Annotated in this window: 20 protein-coding genes and 1 tRNA gene; 13 read left to right on the forward strand and 8 right to left on the reverse strand. The window is 36.7% G+C overall.

Annotation, left to right across the window (positions count from 1 at the left end):
* Positions 1-8: 8 nt before the first annotated feature.
* Both ACM03V_RS04450 and ACM03V_RS04455 read left to right on the forward strand, forming a co-directional pair.
* Positions 9-191, forward strand: coding sequence for a type II toxin-antitoxin system Phd/YefM family antitoxin (locus ACM03V_RS04450; protein WP_414619554.1), 183 nt, complete (start codon positions 9-11; stop codon positions 189-191).
* Between the two features lie 86 nt (positions 192-277).
* A complete protein-coding gene (locus ACM03V_RS04455) occupies positions 278-766 on the forward strand; it encodes a GrpB family protein (RefSeq protein ID WP_414619555.1) in 489 nt (162 codons plus the stop codon).
* Positions 767-872: 106 nt separating this feature from the next.
* Here the strand turns inward: ACM03V_RS04455 and ACM03V_RS04460 are convergent, their stop codons facing one another.
* Positions 873-1,643, reverse strand: coding sequence for an SDR family oxidoreductase (locus tag ACM03V_RS04460; protein WP_414619556.1), 771 nt, complete (start codon positions 1,641-1,643; stop codon positions 873-875).
* Between the two features lie 171 nt (positions 1,644-1,814).
* Positions 1,815-2,675 carry a nuclear transport factor 2 family protein gene (locus ACM03V_RS04465; protein WP_414619635.1) on the reverse strand — a complete coding sequence of 287 codons (861 nt, stop codon included), beginning with the start codon at positions 2,673-2,675 and terminating at the stop codon, positions 1,815-1,817.
* Between the two features lie 164 nt (positions 2,676-2,839).
* Here ACM03V_RS04465 and murG point away from each other — a divergent pair, with 164 nt between their 5' ends.
* The 4 genes from murG (at position 2,840) to ACM03V_RS04485 (ending at position 7,570) form a co-directional block, all read left to right on the forward strand.
* Positions 2,840-3,913 carry an undecaprenyldiphospho-muramoylpentapeptide beta-N-acetylglucosaminyltransferase gene (gene murG, locus ACM03V_RS04470; protein WP_414619557.1) on the forward strand — a complete coding sequence of 358 codons (1,074 nt, stop codon included), beginning with the start codon at positions 2,840-2,842 and terminating at the stop codon, positions 3,911-3,913.
* A 102-nt stretch (positions 3,914-4,015) separates the two neighbouring features.
* The gene (locus ACM03V_RS04475; protein WP_414619558.1) at positions 4,016-6,004 is read left to right on the forward strand and encodes a DNA cytosine methyltransferase; all 1,989 of its coding nucleotides are present in this window, start codon (positions 4,016-4,018) and stop codon (positions 6,002-6,004) included.
* Complete coding sequence (locus ACM03V_RS04480) at positions 5,997-7,310, forward strand: hypothetical protein (RefSeq protein ID WP_414619559.1); 1,314 nt, start codon at positions 5,997-5,999, stop codon at positions 7,308-7,310. The genes ACM03V_RS04475 and ACM03V_RS04480 overlap by 8 nt, the downstream gene beginning before the upstream one ends.
* Positions 7,311-7,333: 23 nt before the next feature.
* Positions 7,334-7,570, forward strand: a complete 237-nt coding sequence (locus tag ACM03V_RS04485) for a DUF6737 family protein (RefSeq protein WP_414619560.1) — start codon at positions 7,334-7,336, stop codon at positions 7,568-7,570.
* A gap of 88 nt (positions 7,571-7,658) precedes the next feature.
* Here ACM03V_RS04485 and ACM03V_RS04490 read toward each other — a convergent pair whose 3' ends face one another.
* Positions 7,659-8,720: a hemolysin family protein gene (locus ACM03V_RS04490; RefSeq protein ID WP_414619636.1), complete on the reverse strand. Its 1,062-nt coding sequence runs from the start codon at positions 8,718-8,720 to the stop codon at positions 7,659-7,661.
* 163 nt (positions 8,721-8,883) lie between these two features.
* Positions 8,884-9,471 carry a thioredoxin family protein gene (locus ACM03V_RS04495; protein ID WP_414619561.1) on the reverse strand — a complete coding sequence of 196 codons (588 nt, stop codon included), beginning with the start codon at positions 9,469-9,471 and terminating at the stop codon, positions 8,884-8,886.
* A 265-nt stretch (positions 9,472-9,736) separates the two neighbouring features.
* Here ACM03V_RS04495 and ACM03V_RS04500 point away from each other — a divergent pair, with 265 nt between their 5' ends.
* Both ACM03V_RS04500 and ACM03V_RS04505 read left to right on the forward strand, forming a co-directional pair.
* Positions 9,737-10,141: an NIL domain-containing protein gene (locus tag ACM03V_RS04500; RefSeq protein ID WP_414619562.1), complete on the forward strand. Its 405-nt coding sequence runs from the start codon at positions 9,737-9,739 to the stop codon at positions 10,139-10,141.
* A gap of 757 nt (positions 10,142-10,898) precedes the next feature.
* A complete protein-coding gene (locus ACM03V_RS04505; protein ID WP_414619563.1) occupies positions 10,899-11,873 on the forward strand; it encodes a CHAD domain-containing protein in 975 nt (324 codons plus the stop codon).
* A 148-nt stretch (positions 11,874-12,021) separates the two neighbouring features.
* On the opposite strand, the gene ACM03V_RS04510 is transcribed toward ACM03V_RS04505, so the two are convergent.
* The gene (locus ACM03V_RS04510; protein ID WP_414619564.1) at positions 12,022-13,662 is read right to left on the reverse strand and encodes an AAA-like domain-containing protein; all 1,641 of its coding nucleotides are present in this window, start codon (positions 13,660-13,662) and stop codon (positions 12,022-12,024) included.
* 329 nt (positions 13,663-13,991) lie between these two features.
* On the opposite strand from ACM03V_RS04510, the gene ACM03V_RS04515 reads away from it, so the two are divergent.
* Positions 13,992-14,285 (forward strand): hypothetical protein, encoded by a 294-nt coding sequence (locus tag ACM03V_RS04515; protein ID WP_414619565.1) that lies wholly within the window; start codon positions 13,992-13,994, stop codon positions 14,283-14,285.
* A gap of 242 nt (positions 14,286-14,527) precedes the next feature.
* Here ACM03V_RS04515 and ACM03V_RS04520 read toward each other — a convergent pair whose 3' ends face one another.
* Positions 14,528-16,987 carry an AAA-like domain-containing protein gene (locus tag ACM03V_RS04520; protein ID WP_414619566.1) on the reverse strand — a complete coding sequence of 820 codons (2,460 nt, stop codon included), beginning with the start codon at positions 16,985-16,987 and terminating at the stop codon, positions 14,528-14,530.
* A 134-nt stretch (positions 16,988-17,121) separates the two neighbouring features.
* Between ACM03V_RS04520 and ACM03V_RS04525 the strand changes: the two genes are divergently transcribed.
* A complete protein-coding gene (locus ACM03V_RS04525) occupies positions 17,122-18,336 on the forward strand; it encodes an RNA-guided endonuclease InsQ/TnpB family protein (RefSeq protein WP_414619567.1) in 1,215 nt (404 codons plus the stop codon).
* A gap of 106 nt (positions 18,337-18,442) precedes the next feature.
* On the opposite strand, the gene ACM03V_RS04530 is transcribed toward ACM03V_RS04525, so the two are convergent.
* A tRNA-Arg gene (locus tag ACM03V_RS04530) sits at positions 18,443-18,515 on the reverse strand.
* A gap of 377 nt (positions 18,516-18,892) precedes the next feature.
* Between ACM03V_RS04530 and ACM03V_RS04535 the strand changes: the two genes are divergently transcribed.
* Entirely contained in the window at positions 18,893-19,570 is a 678-nt protein-coding gene (locus ACM03V_RS04535; RefSeq protein ID WP_414619568.1) for a hypothetical protein, read from the forward strand.
* 153 nt (positions 19,571-19,723) lie between these two features.
* On the opposite strand, the gene ACM03V_RS04540 is transcribed toward ACM03V_RS04535, so the two are convergent.
* Positions 19,724-20,938, reverse strand: coding sequence for a murein hydrolase activator EnvC family protein (locus ACM03V_RS04540; protein WP_414619569.1), 1,215 nt, complete (start codon positions 20,936-20,938; stop codon positions 19,724-19,726).
* Between the two features lie 384 nt (positions 20,939-21,322).
* On the opposite strand from ACM03V_RS04540, the gene ACM03V_RS04545 reads away from it, so the two are divergent.
* Together ACM03V_RS04545 and ACM03V_RS04550 are read left to right on the forward strand one after the other, a co-directional pair.
* Positions 21,323-21,697: a hypothetical protein gene (locus ACM03V_RS04545; protein ID WP_414619570.1), complete on the forward strand. Its 375-nt coding sequence runs from the start codon at positions 21,323-21,325 to the stop codon at positions 21,695-21,697.
* Positions 21,698-22,014: 317 nt separating this feature from the next.
* Complete coding sequence (locus ACM03V_RS04550; RefSeq protein WP_414619571.1) at positions 22,015-22,518, forward strand: GNAT family N-acetyltransferase; 504 nt, start codon at positions 22,015-22,017, stop codon at positions 22,516-22,518.
* Positions 22,519-22,592 lie beyond the last annotated feature (74 nt).

Consider the following 22,592-nt stretch of genomic DNA (forward strand, 5'->3'; position numbering starts at 1 on the left):
ATTATCTTATGCAACAAATTAATGACAACGAATTACCCGAAACTATCCAGCAATTATTTCAAGAAGTACAGCGCAACAAAACACTTTTAACTGTTACCCATGAAGGTGAACCGTTAGTAGTTGTTTATCCTGTTACAAATCAACCACTACGTGCAACTTTTGGAGCAATGAATGTTGTGGTGAAATATTAGGAGACTTGATTGCTCCAGCAGTTCCTCTTAATACGTGGGAAGTTCTTGAGTGAAACTGTTACTTAATACTCATTCCACAATAATATATGCAACGAGTTCATTTTTTTAAGCCATCATTAGAATATATCGCACAAGTAAATTCCCTTTTTGAGCAGCATAAACAACAGATTCTTGAGGCATTAGTATACGCTCAAGTTGAACATATTGGTGCTACATCTGTTCCGAATGCTTTGACTAAAGGCGATTTAGACTTGCTGGTGCGTGTGGAAGAGGAACAATTTGTTTTAACCGTTGAGCAACTTAAGAGTTTGTATGACATTCATCAGCTAGAAAACTGGACAAGCTGCTTTGCTTCTTTTAAAGAGGAAAAAAACTTTGTTATTTCTGTGGGTGTGCAAATTGTAATTGCAGGTTCGCAGGTAGATTATTTTGCTCAATTACGAGATTTGTTCATCGATCAACCAGAATTGTTAATTCAAATAAATAAACTTAAGAGCAGTTTTGAAGGTAAAGATATGGAGAGTTATATTAAAGCTAAAGGTGAGTTTTATGAAAGGGTACTTGTATGTTTTTAAATAGTCGTGATGTTGGGTTACGACACGATATTATCAATTATCGGTATTTCTCAAATGTATTTCCGTGTCTAAACCAACCTACAAACTACAAACTACAAATTAATAATTAACCCTTCCGATTCACCATCGTTGCACTAGCTTGATCGACTGGTACTAACAATATTTCGCTGAGATTAACGTGTGACGGACGAGTTACGCAAAATAACACGACATCGGCTATATCATCGGGAGTGAGGGGAGTTAATCCTTGATATACTTTGCTGGCTTTTTCATTGTCTCCATGAAATCGCACTTGACTAAATTCTGTTTCTACTAAACCGGGATCTACCGAACTTACACGAATCGGTGTTCCTAATAAATCTAGTTTTAAACCTTCGGAAATTGCTCTAACTGCGGCTTTGGTAGCACAGTAAACATTACCACCGGGATAAGTTTGATGTCCGGCAATAGAACCGATGTTAACTACATGACCTTTATTACGTTCAACCATCCCTGGAACTACGCAGCGAGTCAGATAAAGCAAACCTTTTACATTGGTATCAATCATTTCTTCCCAGTCTTGATAGCTACCTTGATGAAGTTTGTCTAAACCGCGACTAAGACCGGCATTGTTAATCAGAATATCGATATTAGACCATTTACTCGGTAATTTCGATATAGCAGATTCTACAGCATTGCGATCGCGTACATCAAGTTCTACTAAATGAAAATTTTCGGATGGTAATTGCAAAGTTTCCACAATTTGCTGCAAGCGTTCTAACCGTCGCGCAGCTAAAATTAACTTTGCACCCGCTTGTGCAAAATATTTGACGCAAGATGCACCGATACCGCTACTTGCACCAGTTATTAAGACATTTTGATTTTGAATTGAAGCCATAAATAAAAGTTAGGAGTTAGGAGTTAGGAGTTAGGAGTTAAGAATTGAGACTTAAGCTTAATTTTTAATTTCATAATAATGGTGCGTTACGGCATTATCAAAGGGAATAATCTTTCAATCAAATTATCTCGTGCCGTAACACACCCGCGCAATCTAACTCTTAACTTATTATTATCTTCCCACTACTGGTACGCGCTGAGTAATCATAGTCATACCATTTCCTCGTACCAATACGGCAGAAATCCATTGACTACCGGGGGCTGTTGGTGCCCTTCCAACTTTAAATATTCCACCTGCGGAAAGTAATTCCAAGTCTACAGGTGTAGGATTGAGATATTTTCCTGGTTGTACGGGTTCATCTAAAGCTGCACCCAATAGGAAGCTATCACCCAGAGGCTCGTTGACAATAGCATCAAAATAATAGCGCTGTCCGGCTTTTAATTGGTCGGGTAAATTAATATCTACTTTGGGAGGATTGACACCGGAACTAAGCTCAGTGCGTTCTGATAAAATATCTTGACGAATAATTTTACCGTTAACAATACGCTGACGCGATTTAATCGTCGCATTCATGCCTAATTTATTATTATTCGCCGAAGGTGAACCAACTATATTTGTTACCGTATCAGCAATAATACTATCGCCTTGGCTACTCCAAGATTCTAGTTTGGTACTGTATCTCAAAGTTGGGTAATTTTTCCACAAAGAATTTACAGCTTGTTCCATGCTGGAACGGTTTAATCCGTCTCCATGAACAAAACGAGGGCTATAAAAGTTCATTACACCCTTGATGTTACGGCGATTTGCAGCTGCATCAATCTGAGTTAATAAAGTTTTGAGTTGAGGAGGTGCATTTTGTGGTTTACTTTGCGTTAAAAGAATTTGGGCTTGGGAAGGTGTATTTTGTGGTTGATTCGCATCGGCGGTTTTCCAAGCAGTAGATAAGCCGAGTGTCAAGATAAATAAAATTGCCCAACGGCTACTATTAACTCTTGATTTTCGTGCGGTTCTTAATGTATTAAAGTTAGGCATTGATGATAATGTTGTAGGTAATTTAACTACAGTAATTATTTGCTGTTTTGATGTATTATTCATTCTATAACTTCCCTTTACAGGTGAGATTCCGGATGAGCCTACATAAAACCAGGAAATTGTTTTATCTTATAACCGAACGGCGCTAACAGGGTAAAGGGTTAATGCAAGACGCTCCTATACGATTACTTATAGCAGCCAGCGGAACTGGCGGACATTTATTTCCGGCGATCGCACTTGCGGAACAATTGCCAGATTATCAAATTGAATGGCTGGGTGTCCCTAACAGGTTAGAAACGCAGCTGGTTCCCAAACAGTATAAATTGAATACCATTGGAGTTGAAGGGTTCCAAAAAGGTTTTGGCATTTCTTCATTACTCACCTTGGGTAAACTCATTGGTTCAATTCTACAAGTTAGAAAAATCTTAAAACAAGGCAAATTTGACGGAGTTTTCACGACGGGAGGCTATATTTCCGGCCCAGCAGTGATTGCGGCTCGTTCTCTAGGCTTACCTGTAATCCTTCACGAATCAAACGCAATACCGGGTAAAGTAACTCGCTTTTTTGGTCCTTGGTGTAATGCTGTAGCGGTGGGATTTGAAGCTGCTGCAAAATATTTACCTAAGAAGAAAACTATATATACTAGTACTCCTGTACGCGCTACATTTTTAGAACCTGGAATTGAAGCATCATTAGATTTACCAATTCCCCAAGATGTACCCGTAATAGTAGTTTTTGGTGGCTCTCAAGGGGCCGTATCTGTAAATAGATTGGTGCGCGAAAGTGCTTACTCTTGGTTTGAGGCTGGTGCTTATGTAGTCCATTTAACTGGCGATCAAGATCCAGAAGCCGATAGTCTCAAACATCCTCAGTATATTTCGATGCCATTTTATAACAACATGGCAGCGTTATTACAACGAGCAAACTTAGCGATAAGTCGTTCCGGTGCTGGTAGCGTCACAGAATTAGCCGTATGCGGTACTCCAGCGATTTTAATTCCTTACCCTTACGCAGCAGAAGATCATCAAACCTACAACGCGGCAGTATATACAACAGCAGGAGCGGGGATATTATTTCAACAGAAAGAATTAACCGCCGAGAAACTGAAAAATCAAGTTTTGGAATTATTGCAGTCTCCTGAAAAGTTGCAAGAAATGAGCGAAAATGCCAAGACAGTAGCAGTTCCCGAAAGTGCTCAGAAATTAGCGCAATTGGTAAGGGAAGTTGTGGAAAGGTAAATATTAAGTTTTAAATTTAATAGTGATTTATTATAGGGTGGGCTTCTGGGCTTGCCCTATATTTTCTATAGTTTGTAGTAAGAACTTTAGTTCTGATTAAAGATGAAACAGCTATCGTTACCTTTAGATTTTACTAATAGCCACTCACAAGAAGCTACATGGTTTCAAGAAATACTAGAAGCGCTTAAAATTAAAGATAAATCTGTATTTCCAGATAAATTTGGTTTATCAATACGTCAGTGGCTTGACAAGCAAAATTATGCTCCTATCAAGACATTAAGTTTGTTTTCCGGTGGTGGTGGATTGGATATTGCATTTCATGATGCTGGCTTCGATATTGTGCAAATGGTTGAACTTGAAGATAAGTACGTTAAAACATTAGAAAAAAACTCAATATCTGGCAAATGGTTAGAAAATTCTCAACCAATTTGTATTGATATCAAAGATTTTTTTCCTAGTACTGATTTACAAGTAGATTTTATAATTGGTGGACCACCTTGTCAAAGCTTTTCTGCGGCTGGGCGTAGGGCTGCTGGTGTTTCGGGTACAAATGATTCTCGCGGTACTTTATTTAAAGAATATGTCCGTTTGCTAAAAAAATTGCAGCCCAAAGGATTTCTATTTGAAAATGTCTATGGAATTATTGGATCGCAAAAAGGTAAAGATTGGCAAGCGATACAAGATGCTTTTAAGAATGCTGGTTACAAAATTTATTTTAGGATTCTCGATGCAGCAGATTATGGAGTTCCACAGCATAGAGAACGTTTATTTATTGTAGGATTGAAAGAAGGTAATTATCTCTTCCCTTATCCTACACATGGCCCCGATTCTCCAGGGCAAGAACCTTTAATAACTGCTAAAGATGCACTTATCAAAGTTGATACATCAGAATCAATTGAAGAAGGAATTAACGGAAAATACGGACATCTTCTTAATGATATACCGCCAGGATTAAACTATAGTTTTTATACAGAAGAAATGGGTCATCCTAATCCTGTATTTAGCTGGCGTTCCAAGTTTTCCGACTTTCTTTATAAAGCCGACCCCAAAATGCCAGTAAGGACAATTAAGGCACAAGGCGGACAATATACAGGTCCTTTTAGTTGGGAAAATCGGAAATTTACAATTGCCGAATTAAAACGTTTGCAAACTATTCCTGATGCTTATGAAATTGTTGGTAATCGTCAGGTTTGTATAGAACAAATCGGAAATTCTGTTCCACCCCAGTTAGGTCGAATTTTAGCTTTAAGTATTTTAGATAGTGTTATGGCTGTAGCGCTACCATTTCCCATGCACTACTTACCAGAAAATAAACAGTTAGGATTTAGAAGACGAAAGCGCCAGTTAACAAAAATATATGCTCAAAAAGCTAAAGAAAGAATTATTTTTTTAAATAAAAACCCCAAATCGATATTAATTAAAAAAGGCGCAACTAAAGAGCAAGTTGTGCGATATCTTTCAGATGATTTTACTTGGAGTAAACATCAACTTTCTCAAAGCACAAAAATCAATATTGAATATGAATTGAATGATAATTGCTGGGTAATTATAGCTCAATCTGCTGAAATACAAGAAAATCAAAACGAATTCGTTATAGATGTATTACCTTGTTGGGGTAATGAAAATTGGGTATTAGAGACTGATAAAGTAAAGCTATGTGCTAAACAGTTAGACATACATTTATTTACAGCACTTTGGAAAGCTTTTGAAGAAAAACTTCTAGAAATTACAGGTATGGCAGATTTAGTTCAGCTTTCTGGTTATTACCAATACAGCCCTAAAATTACTGGAATCATGAATTTTGAAGGCGAGTTAAAAGCCGATATTTTATGGCGTATACTTCAATCTTCAGTCAGGGGTATAGGAGTTGCAAAGCAATTATCGGCTTCTGAATTAGCATCTCTATGGGGAGTCGCACCAAAAAATATATTTTCTTATCTTCAATCATTACGCAGCATTGGTTATGAAGTAAGAAATCACAATACTAATTCTCAAATACCTCAAGGTAAGTATTTAATCCCCTATGCTTTTCCGACATTAACACCAAGAAGCGTACAATTACGAAAAACTTTAGGCAATATCAATGAGTGAAGTGCATTTACGAGTATTTAACCATAGAAGCGAGCTTGTTTTACCTGATGGAACTACACAAGTTTTTATCGAAGGTGCCATGAGTGAAGCTGCAAAACAAAGATATATAAAAATTACGAGCGAACTTTCTGATAATTATTTAGAGAAGCAAATTGTTTATTGTCGCGATAATGTCGAGAAAATTGATTTTTTACAAATTGATCAAAATTATATAGATAAACTTAAAAAGCTAGTCGATTCTCTTACAAGTGAAGTTGGTAGAGCATTAATTGGATTAACAGTGATGCAGCTATGTATAAAAGCTATTGAGCCAGCACAAAGTATTAGGTTACACAAAGGCAGTAGAAGCAAAAGCAACTTCTCATGGCAAGATGGTATACCAATGCGTCCTTTAGATAAGCAATATATAACTCCCGTACTGCGTAAATATGACTTGCTTAGATTAAACGCAGATGGAATTATGATGACACGCTCTCTTGCTGAAAATTATCCTTATTCATCAGTTTATAAAGCTAATATTAGAGGTGCCCGATTGGAATGGATAAATCTAGTGGAAGCAATTGAGATTAATGATATTAATCCTAAAATAGCTTTACATTATCTTTTATCGCAATTGCTCAATCAGGCAAAAAATTTTAAAGATTTAGTTGTACAAATTTTAAATAATCTCACAAATTTTTTAACTAAAACAGGAAATGTAAACCAACAAGTTATAACCGAACTGATATTAAGGCATATTAATGAGTCAGATTATGCAGCACGAATTATGGAAATAGCCATGCATAGTTTAATGCAAGCAATGCAAGAATTTAATTTATTTCCACAAGGCATTTTAAGAAAGCTATCACAAATGCGTTCTGCAAATAAAAAATACGGCAATATAGGTGATATTGAAATATTGCAAGCCAATCAAATTATCGAATCATGGGATGCCAAGTATGGTAAAGCTTATTTACGAGATGAACTTGAAGAACTTACAGAAAAAATAGAAGCACATCCGACAATTCTGCTGGCTGGTTTTGTAACTAGTGTAGAACCCCAAAGACGAGAGGAAGTTACGTCTCGTATTCAAGAAATTGAAGAATATTTTGATATTACTGTAGAAATTTTAACTTTTAGAGATTGGATTAAAAAACAATTTAATCGAGGTGTACAAAACAATATAGTTACAGAGCAACAACTAGCAGAAGCATGGATTACAGCATACACTGAATCATTAGCGCAACAGCGACAAGACATAGCCCCAATAGATGAACCTTGTTATCACTGGCTCAATACTTTAAATTCAATTTTACAAACCTCTTAAATAAATTAAAATCAATCAAAAACATGACTCCCCAAAAACCTACTAGCGTATGGCAATATAAACCTTGGTGGTGTCAACCTTGGTCTATATTACTCACCGGAATAACTTTAATTACTGCAAGCTGGCTATTATTTCACAAAGTTTGGTTAACTATTTTGGTAGCTATTCCTTTATTAACCTGGATGGGTTTTTTCCTATTGATATACCCCAAAGCTTACATGGAAATGATAAGGGAACAGGGAACGGGGAACGGGCAATAGAGGGAGATGGGGAGATGGGGAGATGGGGAGATATTTCCTAATTCTTAACTCCTAACTCCTAACTCCCAACTCCTAACTCCTAACTGATTTACCGTTTATTTTCTACGGAGCGATAAACAAAGCGCATCGACTGCAACATTCTTTCTCGCTTTTTGCGGGCGATCGCCTGCAAGTCGATGGTTTTATCGGTTTCGTCAACAATTTCACCAGTTATGACTTCTAGTACGTCTTCTAAAGTAATTACTCCCGAAACGTTACCGTATTCATCTACTACTACAGCTATATGTTCGCGTGCTTCGAGAAAGTTTCTCATTAATCTGTCAGCGCGAATTGTTTCGGGTACAAATCCGACTTTTCGGGTTAAGGTGCCAATATTTTGAGTTTTCCTTCCTTCTACCATTGCTGTAAGTAAATTCTGCTTTAAGGCAACTCCAATTACTTCATCAATCGTCTCGTTAATTACAATAATTCTTGTATGTTGCGAACTAATAATATCTGCTTTGGCTTCAGCAAGAGTCAAGTTGCCGCGTAAATATGTAAGGATTGTTCGGGGTGTCATTAAGTCTGCTGCTGTCAGTTCATTTAACTGAAACACCCGCTGAATCATCTGGGCTTCATCGCGTTCGATTATTCCTTCTTGATGAGCAATATCTGCCAACAACATGATTTCTGCTTTATTAGTTGTTGGTTGCTTTTTGCCTTTAGTAAAAGGTGCTGTAACATTCTCTAACACCCATACCAAAGGTGTAAATATTAAAGTTAATCCAGCAACAGGAATAGCAACTAATAAAGAAATTGGTTCTGCGTAGCGTTCACCGACGGTTTTAGGAATAATTTCTGCACAAATAATGATTAGGAATGTCAATATTCCTGAAAATACGCCTAACCAAGTATCTCCTAGTACTGTTCTGGCAATGTTACCTGTAAGAATACTACCAACAATATTGAAAACATTATTAAGAATTACAATAGTAGCGATCGGTCGATTCATGTTTTCGCGAATCGCCAATAGTGCTACTGCGGATGGATTTTTTGACTGCGCTAACTGTCTAACTTTTAGCGTGGAAACCGAGAATAAAGCCGCTTCGATTCCAGAACAGAGGGCTGAACCTGAAATAACAAAAATAACAACGATTAGGAGCTGTAACATCATATTTCCCAGCTATGGGAAGAATAGTTGAGGTTAATTGTGTTTTGAACGAAATGCTACAAGCGATGTTGTAGCTAATACAACCTCACCTATCTTAAACCCACGCAAGCATATCTTGCTTACAAGAAAACTACGTGCCAGTCTAGAAGCCGTTATAAGCATATTAATTCACCACCTGACTGCCGTGACTGCGTGGGTCTTCATTACTACCAGTTGAAGTGGTTGATGAAAATTGCGAAACTCTACCGTTAGCTTGAGCATAAGGTAAAGTCGAACCTGCAATCAAGGCTTCTAGGTTACTTCCCATGATTGTACGAGGTTGATCGCCTATGGTTTCAGCTTGGGCTTGAGCATTTTTATCTAAAAACACGAAATGCGGAATTCCATCCACGCGATATTGCAGCATTTCCGGTAGCCACTTACTGTTATCTACATTCAGCATTACGAAATTTACTTTGTCGGCGTATTCTGTTTCCAGCGTGGCAATGTCGGGTGCCATCTTCTGGCAGACAGTACACCAATTCGCGTAAAATTCTATTAAAGATGGTTTTCCATTACTCAAAGCAACTTGCAAAGGTGTGGAATTTTTATCTAAGTCAGCCAGGGAAGCCGAACTGGTTTCGCTTCGTAGTCCCAAAAATAAGGCTACTGACAAAACTACGGCTACCGTCACAATCAAAAAATTTCGCACACGTATTCCAAAATTCGATTCTGCTTTTTCCTGGGATTTTAAGGACGAATCCGTACTCATAACACTCATTTTATAAAATCTTAACAAGTTATTTCATATAAGTTTAACTCTCTGCTTCCATTTATTAGAGCCGTTACGAAAATAAAAACATCAGACGGGCAATGAGTAATGGGGAGAGGGGGGATAGGGAGACAAGGGGAGATGGGGAGATAGGGAGATGGGGAGATAGGGAGACAAGGGGACAAGGGGACAAGGGGAAATAATTACCAATTACCAATCCAAAATCTAAAACAAAAGCATCCGTTGTTAAAATCTAAAATCCAAAATGAAAAAACGAGTTACCATCACTTTCCCGAAACGCACGGTTCAAATGCCAGTTACCTATCGACTGGCTAAGGATTTTAATGTCGCTGCCAATATTATCCGCGCTCAAGTTGCTCCCAATCAAATTGGTAAGCTGGTTGTGGAATTATCTGGGGATATCGATCAGTTAGATGCAGCTATACAGTGGATGCGCGAGCAAAATATCACCGTTTCGCTTAGTTTAGGAGAAATTGTCATCGATGAAGAAGCTTGCGTTCACTGCGGGTTGTGTACTGGGGTTTGTCCGACACAAGCGCTTACTCTTAATCCCCAAAGTTTTAAGTTAACGTTTACTCGTTCTCGCTGTATTGTTTGCGAGCAGTGTATTCCTACTTGTCCAGTTAATGCAATTTCTACGAATTTGTGATTGATAGTGGTTAGTAGCAACGATTAACAAACCCGGTTTATTTCCGATTGAATTGAGAATTCTTTGTAATCCTTTTGATTAATTTTGACGGGTTTGTAGTAAGTGGGTTAATACAAATAAATATAATACGCTCAGTCATTACGAGGAACGAAGCAATCCCAGTCACTGCGGTTGCTATCTCCCTTGGGGAGACGCTGCGCTAACGTCGTTCCTCCTCGCAATGACATCTTACATTTAATTATGCCTACCTACTTAGCGCTGTCTTCGCCTCCGGATTCCGGAATTCGGATGCCAAGACAGCGCTACTACGAACAATGATTAACCCCTTATAAATTATGTGGCGGAACACTCGAAAAATACTCTACATCCAATTTCTCAGATTTGGATTTTTTCGATTTGTAACTATGGGAACCTATCAGCCACAGTTATTTGTTAGCGTTTAGTTGTTTCAACTGTAAAACATCAGCAATGATGCGGCTGATGCATTTTTTACACTGACTTGAACCTAATAAATATTGAGTTACATTTCCAACCTTTAATAATCCTTGTAATTCAATATGTATTAGTAACAAAAGTATTGAAATATATCTCACCGTAAAAAAATAATCCGTAATCTTTCTTAAGATAGAGATTAGGTCGTATATATATAACTGAATTAATGTAAAAAAATATCAAGCTTGGTAGATAAATATTAACCTGATGATAATATTTAATAATCTCTATGAACTGAAACATTATTTTTATCATTTGAGGTGCTATGACGGTAGCTACAAAAACTACAGTAAAAACTTTAAGAGACTACACTTACAGTGCAATTGAAAAGCACTTTAAGAAAACCTGGAAGTGGGAAAAAGCTGTCAAAAATGATAAAGACGCTGAAGCTCTACACCAGATGCGCGTTGGTATGCGTCGTTTGCGTACTACTGTAACTAGTCTCAATTCCGTAGTCAATTTTCCTGAATCGGTAAATGAAAAAAACATCAAAAAAATTGCCGGTTGTCTTGGTTCGTTAAGAGATTTAGATGTATTAAAAGAAACTTTGGGGACTACATATAAACCAGAGTTACCTAAAAAAGAAAGATTGATTTTAGATGACGTTATTGATACTTTAGAGAAACAACGTGTCGATGCAGCAGCCGATGTTAAGGCATTGTTTAAAACCGAACGTTATAAGTCTTTAAAAACAGGCTTAGAAGAATGGTTGGAAAAACCGAGCTATCAACCACTAGCAAATTTGACAATTAAACAAGCGTTACCAGATTTACTTTTACCGGAAGTAAGCAGCTTTTTGCTACATCCGGGTTGGTTAGTTGGAACTCAAGTCAAAGAGAATAAAGTTGTTGTTTCTACAGACTTTGATGAGAAGAAAGTAGATAAACAATTATTAACAGAAGCAGAAAATCTGCATAATTTACGCAAGCAAGGTAAAAGACTACGCTATCAGATGGAATTGTTTTCTAATTTATATGGTGAAGGATATGCGAATTATCTTGCACAAGTCAGAAATATCCAAGAAGTTTTGGGTTCCATGCAAGATAGCGCGGTTTTAGATGAATGGTTGCAAGATGTATTGAAATCGAAAATTAGTAAGGAGCTTCCGACTTTAGCAACTTTACTTACCAAAAATCGTTACGATTTATGGCAGCAATGGCAATCTTTACAGCAACGATTTCTCAAGCTGGAAACTAGACACGAGTTTCATTTAATTATTCTGCATCCAGATGTGAAGTAGAGATCGGGGAATGGGGGGATGAGGTGTCAATACTACTCGGTTAAGGGGAGATCCTCCCTAACCCTCCTTAAAAAGGAGGGAACTAAGCCCCCAAATTAGCGGGGGTGTGGGGGATCTAACGATTGCAGTTCTGTTTAATTGCAAGTAATCAATCAGATAGGTGTTCTTGAAAATAAAGACGATATAAATTACAAAGGGATTGCACTTCATTTCCTTTGGATTCAATTAGTCCCATGCTACGTAATTTAAAAGCTTGTACTGAATCTAATTTGACGGGAACATCACTTTCAATTACTTGTTGCATTGCTGTTTTCAACAATTTGTCATCTTCCAAAACTAAAAGATAGTGATATAAAAAGTCTCCAAATAATCCTTCGTCAGTTGGCGCAACCTGCAAAAATTGTTCTAAAGTTAAATCACCTTTAGCAATTTGATAAAGAGCAGTTCTTAATAAATAAGGATGACCGTCAATCATTCCCTTTAATTTTTCTATTTCTGCTTCTGACCAATTTAACCTATGACGTTGAATTAATTCTTGTATTTGTGCAGGATTAAATTCTCCGATTTCAATAGATAAACCCACATTAAAGGGGGATTGATTCACTTTTAGAGAAACATATACTTCTTGAGAATGAGCAATTACTAAGCGTAATTTTTGCCAAATTTCTTCGTTCTTCCCGTTTTCGTGCCAAGCTCGTAATAAACCAAAGAATTCTTGAGCAATTTCAGTATAAGGAAAAATCTGGTCAATATCATCTAAACCTAATACGAGGGGAGTTTCAATAGCTTTTAATAAATATTTTTTAAAATAATTATTGCAGTTTATTTGACTACTTAAGCGCGTTTTCCAATATTTATCTATTTGTTCTTCTACTCCTAATTCTTCACTGATAATGGCACAAAATCCCTGTAAAAATGTATTGAGGTCGGTGAGATTTTCTTTGCTCCATAAATTCAGAAAAGCTGTGTGGTATCCTTGCTTTTTAGCATGGTAGAGGATGCGACTCATCAAGGAAGTTTTGCCCATCTTGCGCGGAGCTTTGATGCGGATTAATGCCCCTGGTTGGACGATAAATTCATAACATTTAATTTCTACTTCTGGACGCTCAATATAAAAGGGAGAATTCAGGGGAACTTGACCATCAATATTATCAAAAATAACATTATCACAAATAACTGTGGTTTGGCTTTGGGTTTTTGGAGAAATAGGGTTAGACATTAGGCTACTTTTCCGAAACACAGGTGTTAAATATTCGGGAATATTTTCTAATTCTATAGCGTTACAACCCAAAGCAAAGGCATTTTCAATAGATTCTCCATTAAAAAGCGTATCGTAAAAACCAATAGAAAATTGTGTAGCTGCTTTATCTCCAATAGCTTTACTCATACCGATAATATAATTAATATATGGATAAATGCCTTCAGCTTGTACTTCTGAATAACAGGCATTTAGTAAAACAGTTTCAATAGTAAAAATATCTTTTATAGCCTTAAAAAAACGCGATAGGGCATCAGGTGTAATTAGCACACCGTTCCCAGAGTCACCCATTAAAACTAATCCCTGTTCACCACCACCATGTCCAGAAAAGTGAAGTATTTGGGGTTTGTGAGTTAACAAAGCCCGACGTAATTCTTTGGTACGTACAGCTTCTTCAACGATAATTTCAAATTGTTCTCTTTTTAATGAGCGTTCCCAAGCACTTTTTATCTCTCGGACTTCTTCACTTAAACGTAATGGTTGGGTATTGCTAGGATTCGCAGTTAAAATTAGAATTTTTTTGCGGTTCATACGCTGTGAGTCGATTAATGATTGGTATTCTAATATTTTTTAATATTTTTTATGTCACGACCAAAGCGCCACTTTAAACTAGGATACTGCTATCACGTCACAACTCGCTGCAATAACCGCGAATTCAAATTAACTCGTCACGAATGCCGTCAAGTGTTTCTTTATGCTCTCAAAAAGGCATTGAATAAGTTTGATTTTAAGCTTTACGCCCTATGTATTATACGTCTCCGGTTAGGTAAAAGACCTCTCTCCAAACCTCTCTCCTGCAAGGAGAGAGGCTTAATTTTCCCCCTTCCCTTGTAGGGAAGGGGGGTAGGGGGGTTAGGTTTTTGCATGAATTTGAGGGTAAAACTTTGAATGAATGTGCTGCTAAATATCGAGGTTTTTGTCAGAAGTATAAGCCAAAAGCGAAAGCAGAAAAACGCTATTCTTGGGGTAATCAATTCTTGCCTAAAGTGATTAAAGGAAAAAGCAAAAAAACATCACCCGGACAAATGCGACTACCTTGGGATACTTGGGAAGCAACTAATCCAGAAATTGTTGATGTGGCTGAAAAATTTATTTTTGCCAATTGTTACAATCCACAAGTTGCAGGAATGATTTTTAGAAATCACAATCAATAATTTGAGATGAAGATAGGAGTAGTGTCTCTGTTTACTTGTAAAAACGTCTTTTTTGCCTCAATTGGCTTTTTGTATACAACAAAAACAAAAGTTTTTTGACTTTTGATTTGATTATTTTAGCTTTAAACTTTTGACTTTTGACTTTTGACTTTATTGCTAGGTATCGAACCTCTAAAAACTTGATTATTGCGTGGAAAATCTTCCTAAAATAAATCTTTACAATTCTCTAAAAGCTTTATCTGCTAAAATTCACAAGTCTCTACAAGAAGAAAGGAGTACCCTTCTTTATCCCATGATGGGAGTTCTCCCACCTTACTATCTTTTTGGTTCATGGGTAATTCTTCATATTTCATCGAATCCCCTCCCTCTTTTTCCCATCCCACGCTTTCTAAAAATTGATTATACCCTTTCACGTTCCATTTTTTCCATTCTTGCTTCTCCCAGTCAAAATCTAAAGAATTGCCTGCACTCAGATATATTTTTTTCTGGACACTGTAACCAAAATGCCCTTGAGAGTTATTTACCCAAAGCCTATCTAGTTGTTTCAAATCCTCACATTTAAAGTTTTTGACATCATTAAATTCTAAATAGCCTCTTTCTTCTCTCCCGGCTGAAGTAAGAATAAACTGCCAATTTTTCTGATCTGCTTCTCTCCATCTTTTTTCCTGCATTAAGTAGTCTAATTCATTCAATAAATGCTCCTTTAAAGATTGAGCATAAATTGCATTTGAGCTATCTAAATCTTTAAGTTGACGATAAAGTGCAGCAACAATATCAGCATTACCATTGTAGAGAATATTTAGGTCTAACTTAAATAATTTTAGGGGAGATTTAAACTGAGCTTTTAGAAGCTCATATTTCTGAACTGCCTTCTTATAATCTTTTAAAGCCAACGCTTTATCTGAACTTTCTGCTAATTGTCCTTTAACATAATAGATATAAACTAAAGTAAAAGCTAAATTAGTATCATTATTCTCAAGTTTATTTTCTGAATTTGATAAATTATTTATGCTTTTATTGAAATTGGCTAAGATACCAGGTTGTAATTCTAATTTTTTATTTTCTGTATCTTCAGCATCAACTAAGTTCTGATTTTCTAAAACTAGAGAACTATCTAATAAAGCCTCTTTTAGTACTTGATTTTTAATTTTGTCCTGCAAAACTAACCCGGCAATATTTAAAGATTGATTGGCTTCGTTAGTCTTACCTTTTTGTTGTAGTCGAGAAGCCACTGCTGATAGCTCTGTGATTTTAGCGATATTCTGTTTAATTTTTTCAACTTCTTTTTGAGCAGTCGCTAATTGCTTTTCAGCTTCTTGTTTAGCTTCCGCTTCAATTAATCGAGCTTTTTCCGCAGCTTCCCTTTCTTTCCTTTCCCTTTCTAATTCTGCCAGTCTTTCTGTTTCTACTAATTCCTCTTCTCGCTCTTTTTTACGACTAGCAGCTAAAAATTCTAAATCTTGAAAACCCAAACTTTTATCTTTTGCCCAAGCTTCAGCTTCTGCTAAAGCATTCCCCCGTAATAATCTAGATTCATCTTGTTTTCCTGCTAATACCCACTGGCGAAAATTCTCAGCATAAGGACGTAAACTAGCTAAAGTTTTCTCAATCCAAATATTATTAAAAATGTTTTGATAAATGCGATTATAAATCTTTAACTTACTATCTTTTTTAACAACAATTCCCGCCAACTGTAAATCACTCTGCTCGATACTATTATCAGTATCAACTCCTCCTGAATGCCATACTTGTTGATATAAATCTAATAAATATCCTGCCTTTTGCTCATCTCTTTTTAAAATCCTATCCCGAATTGTTCTAAAATGTTCCGGTTCATCTTGATATTCCCAATTCTCAATTACCCGACTTCTAACTAAATTCTCGACAAAACCAGCTTCTTGATCTTGGGGAATTACAGTTTTAGTTTCACGCACAAATTGACAGATTTTCTGAGTTAAAAACGGCTGTCCTCCCGTCCAATCCAAAATAGCTTTTAATACTGTTTCCGGATGATTAGTTTGGGCAGAAAATCCAGTTGCTAAAGGTAAAGCTTCGGCACATTCAAATCCGGTTAATTCAATCCCTTTTCCAATATTAAAAGGAGTACGCTTTTTATCTTGAATTAAATCAGCAGGAGTAGCCACACCCAAAAGCACAAAGGTAATGCGTTGATATTCAGGATTATCAACTCTTTGATTAAACAAAGCCCGAATTAAAGCAAAAAAATCATCAACGCGAAAACCTAAGCTGAGAATACTATCAATTTCATCAATAAAAATAACAATTTGCGTGGAGATTAATTGTAGTAATTTATCAATAAATTTACCGAAAATCTGCACACTAGAAAATCGGGAATTTTCTTCCCATAAAGCATCTATATCAAACTGCTCATCTAGATTTAAACTACCAGCAATAGTATCAACAATTCCAGCATACCATTGCTCAGCAATTAGCTCTGATGTCCCAATTGCCGTCAAATCAATAGAAACACAAGCAATTTCCTCAGCCTGTAACTTCTGCATTGTCCGTACACGCAAGCTGGATTTTCCCATCTGTCGAGAGTTCAGAACAAAACAAAACTCTCCAGCCTTCAAAGCTTGATATAAATCTTCATCAGCTTTACGTGTAACATAAGTAAGGGCATTAGCAGGAAGACTACCACCAAATTGATATTGAAAATCCTGAGTAGTAGGGACATTCATTGCCTTATGTTATCTAAAAACAAAGTTTACCAAATTTTTGACCGAAATGAATGGGATTCAAGCCCCGCCCTTGTAGGGCGGCTTTTCTGGTTGAAATTATGGTATTTTAGTACCATAAGATATATAGATTGTTCATGAAAGCAAGGTATCGATATCGAGTCTACCCAACAAACAGTCAAAAAGTAGCACTTTCTCAGCTATTTGGGTGCGTAAGAGTGGTTTGGAATGATGCCTTAGCTTTTTGTGTGGATAGTTATAAAAAAGGAATCGCGAAATTAGGTAATTCAGAGCTTCAAAAAATATTTATCACTGCTGCCAAAAAGAAGGAGGAACGACACTGGCTTAAAGATGTATCAAATATTCCTTTGCAACAATCATTAAATGATTTAGAAAAAGCCTACTCAAATTTTTTCTCTTCATGTAAAGGTAATCGTAAGGGTAAACCTGTTAAGCCGCCAAAATTTAAAAAACGTAAAGCTAGACAATCAGCTAGATTTCGTAAAGGTGGTTTTAAAATATATCCACACTTTGTATCACTAGCAAAAATAGGAAAGCTCAAAATAGTATGGTCAAGGAAACTACCTTCGGAAGCATCATCGGTAACAGTAATTAAAGATGCGGCCGATCGATATTTTGTAAGTTTTGTTGTTGAGGTACAACCGGATATATTACCTTTAACACCAAATACTGTTGGAATTGATTTGGGAATAGCAACGTTTGCAACATTAGATTCTGGAGAAAAAATTCATGCACCAAAACCTTTAAAGAAGCGTATTCAAAGGCTACGGAAACTAAGTAAAAAACTATCTAAAAAAACTGCTGGCTCTAATAGATACGAACGTACTAGAAAAATCCGGGCTAAGTTCTATGCCAAACTAAAAGATACCAGAACTGATTTCCTACACAAATTATCAACTAGATTGATACGTGAGAATCAAACGATTGTTCTAGAAGATTTAAATGTGTCGGGATTAGTTAAAAATCGCAAACTTTCAAGAGCAATCACTGATTTGGGATGGAGACAATTCCGCGCATATTTGGAAGCAAAAGCAGAAAAATTTGGTCGGGAATGTCGAGTTATTAATCGTTGGGAACCAACCACTCAACGCTGTTCTTATTGCGGTGGAATTGGCGGAAAAAAAGATTTATCAGTACGTGAATGGCAGTGTTTATTTTGTAATGCCTTCCACGATAGAGATATTAATGCTGCTGCAAATATAAAAGTCGCGGGAGGGCATCCTGAGACTAGAAACGGACGTGGAGGAAAGTGTAAGACTTCTGTAAAAGAAGCAGCATCCAGCGAAACGTCAACCTACCCAACACCTAGACAACTTGATTTGTATGGGTAGACGGGAATCGCCGCACTTGTAGGGCGGCGAGGATGTCAAGACATTAATTTGTTAATCACGACAATAATCTGTTAACGACGACAAATAATCTGTTATTCAACAAAAATGAGCGCGGAGGGATTCGAACCCCCGACCTACAGAACCGGAATCTGCCGCTCTATCCACTGAGCTACGCGCCCTAACCAATATCAGACAAGACTTTGCCTAAATATTAATAAACAGTATAGCCTTTATTTCCTTTCTTGGCTACTGAAGTAATATTAATCGCTGTTAGAGGCACTTCATTCATAACTCAGCTACGCATAATAATTTATCTGAGTAATTCTTTTGAAAAAAGTATCTAATAGTGACCTTGCAAACCGATAAAAATATTGAGAATAGTTACTTTATGGCGATCGACAATCAGTGACTAATGTAACATAAGAAGGTTTCTAGTTCCTACTTCTAATTTTCTCGAAAATACTAATTAAATTTTCTCAAATTGTCACAATAAAAGTTGTAGAAAATACGCAGAAAAAGTTATTTTTAATTTATACACAATTGAAAGTGCTTTGCGATGTCTGAGAATAATTTGAAAAAAAATGGCTGTGGTGGTTTTCTACTAGGGGTGATATTTACTCTGGTGCTGATAACTGGTGCTAGTGTTTGGTTTTTCTTAAGTAACAAGCAAGCACAGCAGATACTCAGCGAACAAATCAATCAAACTGTTGCTGATAAATTACCGGAAACGGAAACTGTTGAAAATGCTTCTAAAAGTAAACCTTCAGTTACAAGTAATACTTCTGTTACAGAATCGAGTCAAGTTAGCGCCGTACCAACAGAAAAAGCGTTGAACGTTCAAGCTACTCATCCCAACGGTACTGTAGGAAGACTGACAAAAATTTCCTTTACAAAAGATGATAGCAAGGTAGAAATGTCAGTTATTAACGGTTCTAAAAATACTATCGAACTTAACAATAACGGTAAAGGAATGGTGCTTGTAGATGATTTAGGAAAACAATACAGTTTGGCTGCACCAGCAAGCAATCCCGATCTTGAAATTCTACCCGGTACAACTCTAAAAGGGGAGTTTATTTTTATCGGTAAAGTTTCACCAGAAACCAAATTTTTGAATCTGATTACAAATCATCAATCAGGTGGTAATGAAACTTTAAGTCAAATTCCCAAAATGGAGTTTTTTATTCCGCTTGGTAGTCAGGAGGAGGTAGAGGGGGAAGAGGGGGAGAGGGGGTAGATGGGGAGAGAAGGAGACAAGGGGACAAGGGGACAAGGGGACAAGGGGACAAGGGGACAAGGGGACAAGGATAATTTAAACCTTTAACCTTTAAGCTTAGTAACTCCGCGAGCCATGCCCAATGCCCAATGCCCTATTCCCAACTTTTAAATGTTAAAGATAATTTGCGGGGTTGACTGGTGTACCGTTTTTACGGACTTCAAAATGTAAATGTGGCCCCGTTGATAATCCTGTAGAACCTATTGCTGATATAGGTTGTCCCCGTTTAACGCTTTCTCCGGCATTTACGTATAATTGGCTGCTATGTCCGTAAAGTGTGGTGATTCCTTTGCCATGATTGATGATTACTGTTTTGCCGTAACCGCCGTACCATCCGGAATATAGAACGGTTCCGGAATCTGCGGCGCGTATTGTACTACCGTAACCGGCTGCAAAATCCATACCAGTATGTAAGCGTCCTCTACCGAGAACTGGGTGCGATCGCCAACCGTAAGGGCTGCTAATATAGCCGCTGCTGGGAAGTGCCATAATGCCGCTTCCAAGGACAAATCTTGGTTTACTGTTAGCTTTGGCTGCTACGATTCTGGCTTCTTCTTCAGCTACTTTCTTTTGAATCAAGTTCGCGACAGATAACGAGTCTCTTTCTAACTGGATTATTGCTGCATCTAAGGCAACGCGATCGCTATTTAAACGCTGTACTAAATCAGCTTGTAATTCTGCTTGGCCTTGATAATCAGCTTTTTGTGCTAATAACTGCTGACGAATCAAAGATATTTCGTTCTTTTTCTGTTCTATATCAGTTTTTTGCTGTTTTATTTGATTGGCTTCTTCGGTTAATTTTGCCAGTACTTTTTGATCGGCTTGATAAACTAACTTTAAGTTACGACGGCGACTAAGAAAGTCGTTTAAATTGCGGCTTTGCAGTAAAACAGCCCATCCTTGGCTGACTGGGGAACGTTGCAAATACTTGAGTCTGGCAACGGTTGAAGCTTGACGTTGAGCGTAGGATACTTGCGATTGTGCTAAATCTGCTTGCAGTTGTTGGAGTCGTTGAGTTGCTATTTCTAATCTATTTTCACTATCTTCAATCTGACTATTGGTAGTTTGCAGATTTTCTTCTAAACCACCAAGACGTTTTTGTGCTTCTTGCTGCAAATTATTTAAACGTTTTTTTTCTTTAACTACATCTTGATGCTGCTGCTTGATTTGCTTTCGTTCCTGCTGGAGTTGGTCAATGGTTTGTTTGGAGCTTCCTTGACCATGCACTGATAATACTGGTGTTAACACTAATAATATGCATAAAAGGCTACAAAATACAAGATATAACCGAGAATAAATTTTCTTTTGCTGAGGGAATAATGCTCTCATTTTTTTCGATTAACCATACTCTGGGCTGCAACATCATGTTGATTATTCCCAAAAATTTTGCATAAATAAGCATTAAGAGACAAAAAAAGGTTATGGAGCTTTTGCTATTAGACTCCTTTGTAATCAAAAAGAAGCAATATTAATAAAAGCTTTTTGCATAAAGCATAAGACTATACCACTTACCCAACCAGATTAAAAGCGATATTTATAGACAAAATGTTCTTAAATAGCGATTAAAAACTGGTTTACCTTTAGTTACGTCCAAAATAGTGGTTTATGGCCATAGAAACACATATTGAACAAAAATTCAGTTTAAATTTTAGCTGAAAAATAATATTCTTCTAAAATTGCATTTAAAATTACTTGACATTTCAAAATAAATATGTGAAAACCGAGGTGGATTTTATTTATGACAACCAAAGAATCCAGCTTAAGCATAGTTTTGGTTGTTTGCTCAAAAACTTTTTTTGGTGGAGGAATGCCATGTTATTAGCTAAGACTATCAGTTCCAAAGACCTGCAAAATAAATCGGAAATTGATATCACATTATTTTCATTAGCAGACTGGACATCTATAGCAAGATTCATGGGATACGAACCGACTTGGGCATATAAAATGTTTTGTAAGTTTGGCGACTTGCAAAAATACGATCTTGCTAAAGTTTCAAAAACAACATGGTCTAAAATAGCTCAAATGTTTCATCAAAACCAAGCTTGGGCAGATATACAATATTTTAGATGGCAAGCTTCAAATAACTAACAATTTCGCCATATTTGCTATATATGAATCCCTCTCGATTTAATGTTGTCTGGGATTTATGTAGTGATTATGGGGGATTGGTAATTGAGCATTAGACATTGGACATAGTAAATTTTTATTGTTTCTATTGCTAATTAATCATTTTCTCAAATCTAGGCTTAATTTGTAGAAAATATTTGAGCTACAAAAAACTATTTTCAATTTATAAATTATTTTTTCAGGGTATTTGGGATATTTAAGATGTTTGATAGTTGTACCACTAATATCTGATTATCATCAAATAAGGCTTCTGCTATTAATCCCATGCCCTATGACCTATGGCTAATGAAGTATTTTCAAATTCAATAGAAATAAGATTATTTGACAAACAAGATGCCGAACAGATAGCAAAATTATTTCATCAAACAGTACGTGAAATTAATATTAACAACTACTCAATCGATCAAGTGAAAGCATGGGCACCAGATGATATTTATTTTCGAGATTGGGCAAGTGTTTGTTCGGAAAGATTTACTTACGTAGCCGATGATAATGGTACGATTGCGGGTTTTGGTGAATTAGAATTTGACGGAGATATAGATTGTTTTTACTGCCACAAAAACTATCAGCGCATGGGTGTTGGCAGTAAAATCTATCATGCAATTGAAGCAAAAGCTCGCGAATTAAAAATACATCGTTTATATACTGAAGCTAGCATTACTGCTAAACCTTTTTTTCTGCGTATGGGTTTTTCAATTATGAAGAAACAACAAGTAGAACGTAGAGGAGAAAGCTTTATCAATTATGCAATGGAAAAATTAGGGACAAGGAAAAATTTTTAACTCTTAACTAGACATCTCCGAAAAAGAAAAAAGACCCCTCTCCAAACCTCTCCCCCATAGGGAGAGAGGCTTTA

Origin of the sequence: Calothrix sp. CCY 0018, from assembly GCF_963920925.1 — a bacterium.
In the GTDB taxonomy this organism is placed as follows: Bacteria; Cyanobacteriota; Cyanobacteriia; order Cyanobacteriales; family Nostocaceae; genus Rivularia.

Bases quoted from the DNA above. Each gene is read 5' to 3' on its own strand.
- ACM03V_RS04455 (WP_414619555.1), top strand. From the start codon at position 278: ATGCAACGAGTTCATTTTTTTAAGCCATCATTAGAATATATCGCACAA.
- ACM03V_RS04510 (WP_414619564.1), bottom strand. From the start codon at position 13,662: ATGAACCGCAAAAAAATTCTAATTTTAACTGCGAATCCTAGCAATACC.
- ACM03V_RS04475 (WP_414619558.1), top strand. From the start codon at position 4,016: ATGAAACAGCTATCGTTACCTTTAGATTTTACTAATAGCCACTCACAA.
- murG (WP_414619557.1), top strand. From the start codon at position 2,840: ATGCAAGACGCTCCTATACGATTACTTATAGCAGCCAGCGGAACTGGC.
- ACM03V_RS04460 (WP_414619556.1), bottom strand. From the start codon at position 1,643: ATGGCTTCAATTCAAAATCAAAATGTCTTAATAACTGGTGCAAGTAGC.
- ACM03V_RS04500 (WP_414619562.1), top strand. From the start codon at position 9,737: ATGAAAAAACGAGTTACCATCACTTTCCCGAAACGCACGGTTCAAATG.
- ACM03V_RS04480 (WP_414619559.1), top strand. From the start codon at position 5,997: ATGAGTGAAGTGCATTTACGAGTATTTAACCATAGAAGCGAGCTTGTT.
- ACM03V_RS04520 (WP_414619566.1), bottom strand. From the start codon at position 16,987: ATGAATGTCCCTACTACTCAGGATTTTCAATATCAATTTGGTGGTAGT.
- ACM03V_RS04505 (WP_414619563.1), top strand. From the start codon at position 10,899: ATGACGGTAGCTACAAAAACTACAGTAAAAACTTTAAGAGACTACACT.
- ACM03V_RS04540 (WP_414619569.1), bottom strand. From the start codon at position 20,938: ATGAGAGCATTATTCCCTCAGCAAAAGAAAATTTATTCTCGGTTATAT.
- ACM03V_RS04495 (WP_414619561.1), bottom strand. From the start codon at position 9,471: ATGAGTACGGATTCGTCCTTAAAATCCCAGGAAAAAGCAGAATCGAAT.
- ACM03V_RS04465 (WP_414619635.1), bottom strand. From the start codon at position 2,675: ATGCCTAACTTTAATACATTAAGAACCGCACGAAAATCAAGAGTTAAT.
- ACM03V_RS04450 (WP_414619554.1), top strand. From the start codon at position 9: ATGCAACAAATTAATGACAACGAATTACCCGAAACTATCCAGCAATTA.
- ACM03V_RS04490 (WP_414619636.1), bottom strand. From the start codon at position 8,720: ATGTTACAGCTCCTAATCGTTGTTATTTTTGTTATTTCAGGTTCAGCC.
- ACM03V_RS04550 (WP_414619571.1), top strand. From the start codon at position 22,015: ATGGCTAATGAAGTATTTTCAAATTCAATAGAAATAAGATTATTTGAC.
- ACM03V_RS04525 (WP_414619567.1), top strand. From the start codon at position 17,122: ATGAAAGCAAGGTATCGATATCGAGTCTACCCAACAAACAGTCAAAAA.
- ACM03V_RS04535 (WP_414619568.1), top strand. From the start codon at position 18,893: ATGTCTGAGAATAATTTGAAAAAAAATGGCTGTGGTGGTTTTCTACTA.
- ACM03V_RS04485 (WP_414619560.1), top strand. From the start codon at position 7,334: ATGACTCCCCAAAAACCTACTAGCGTATGGCAATATAAACCTTGGTGG.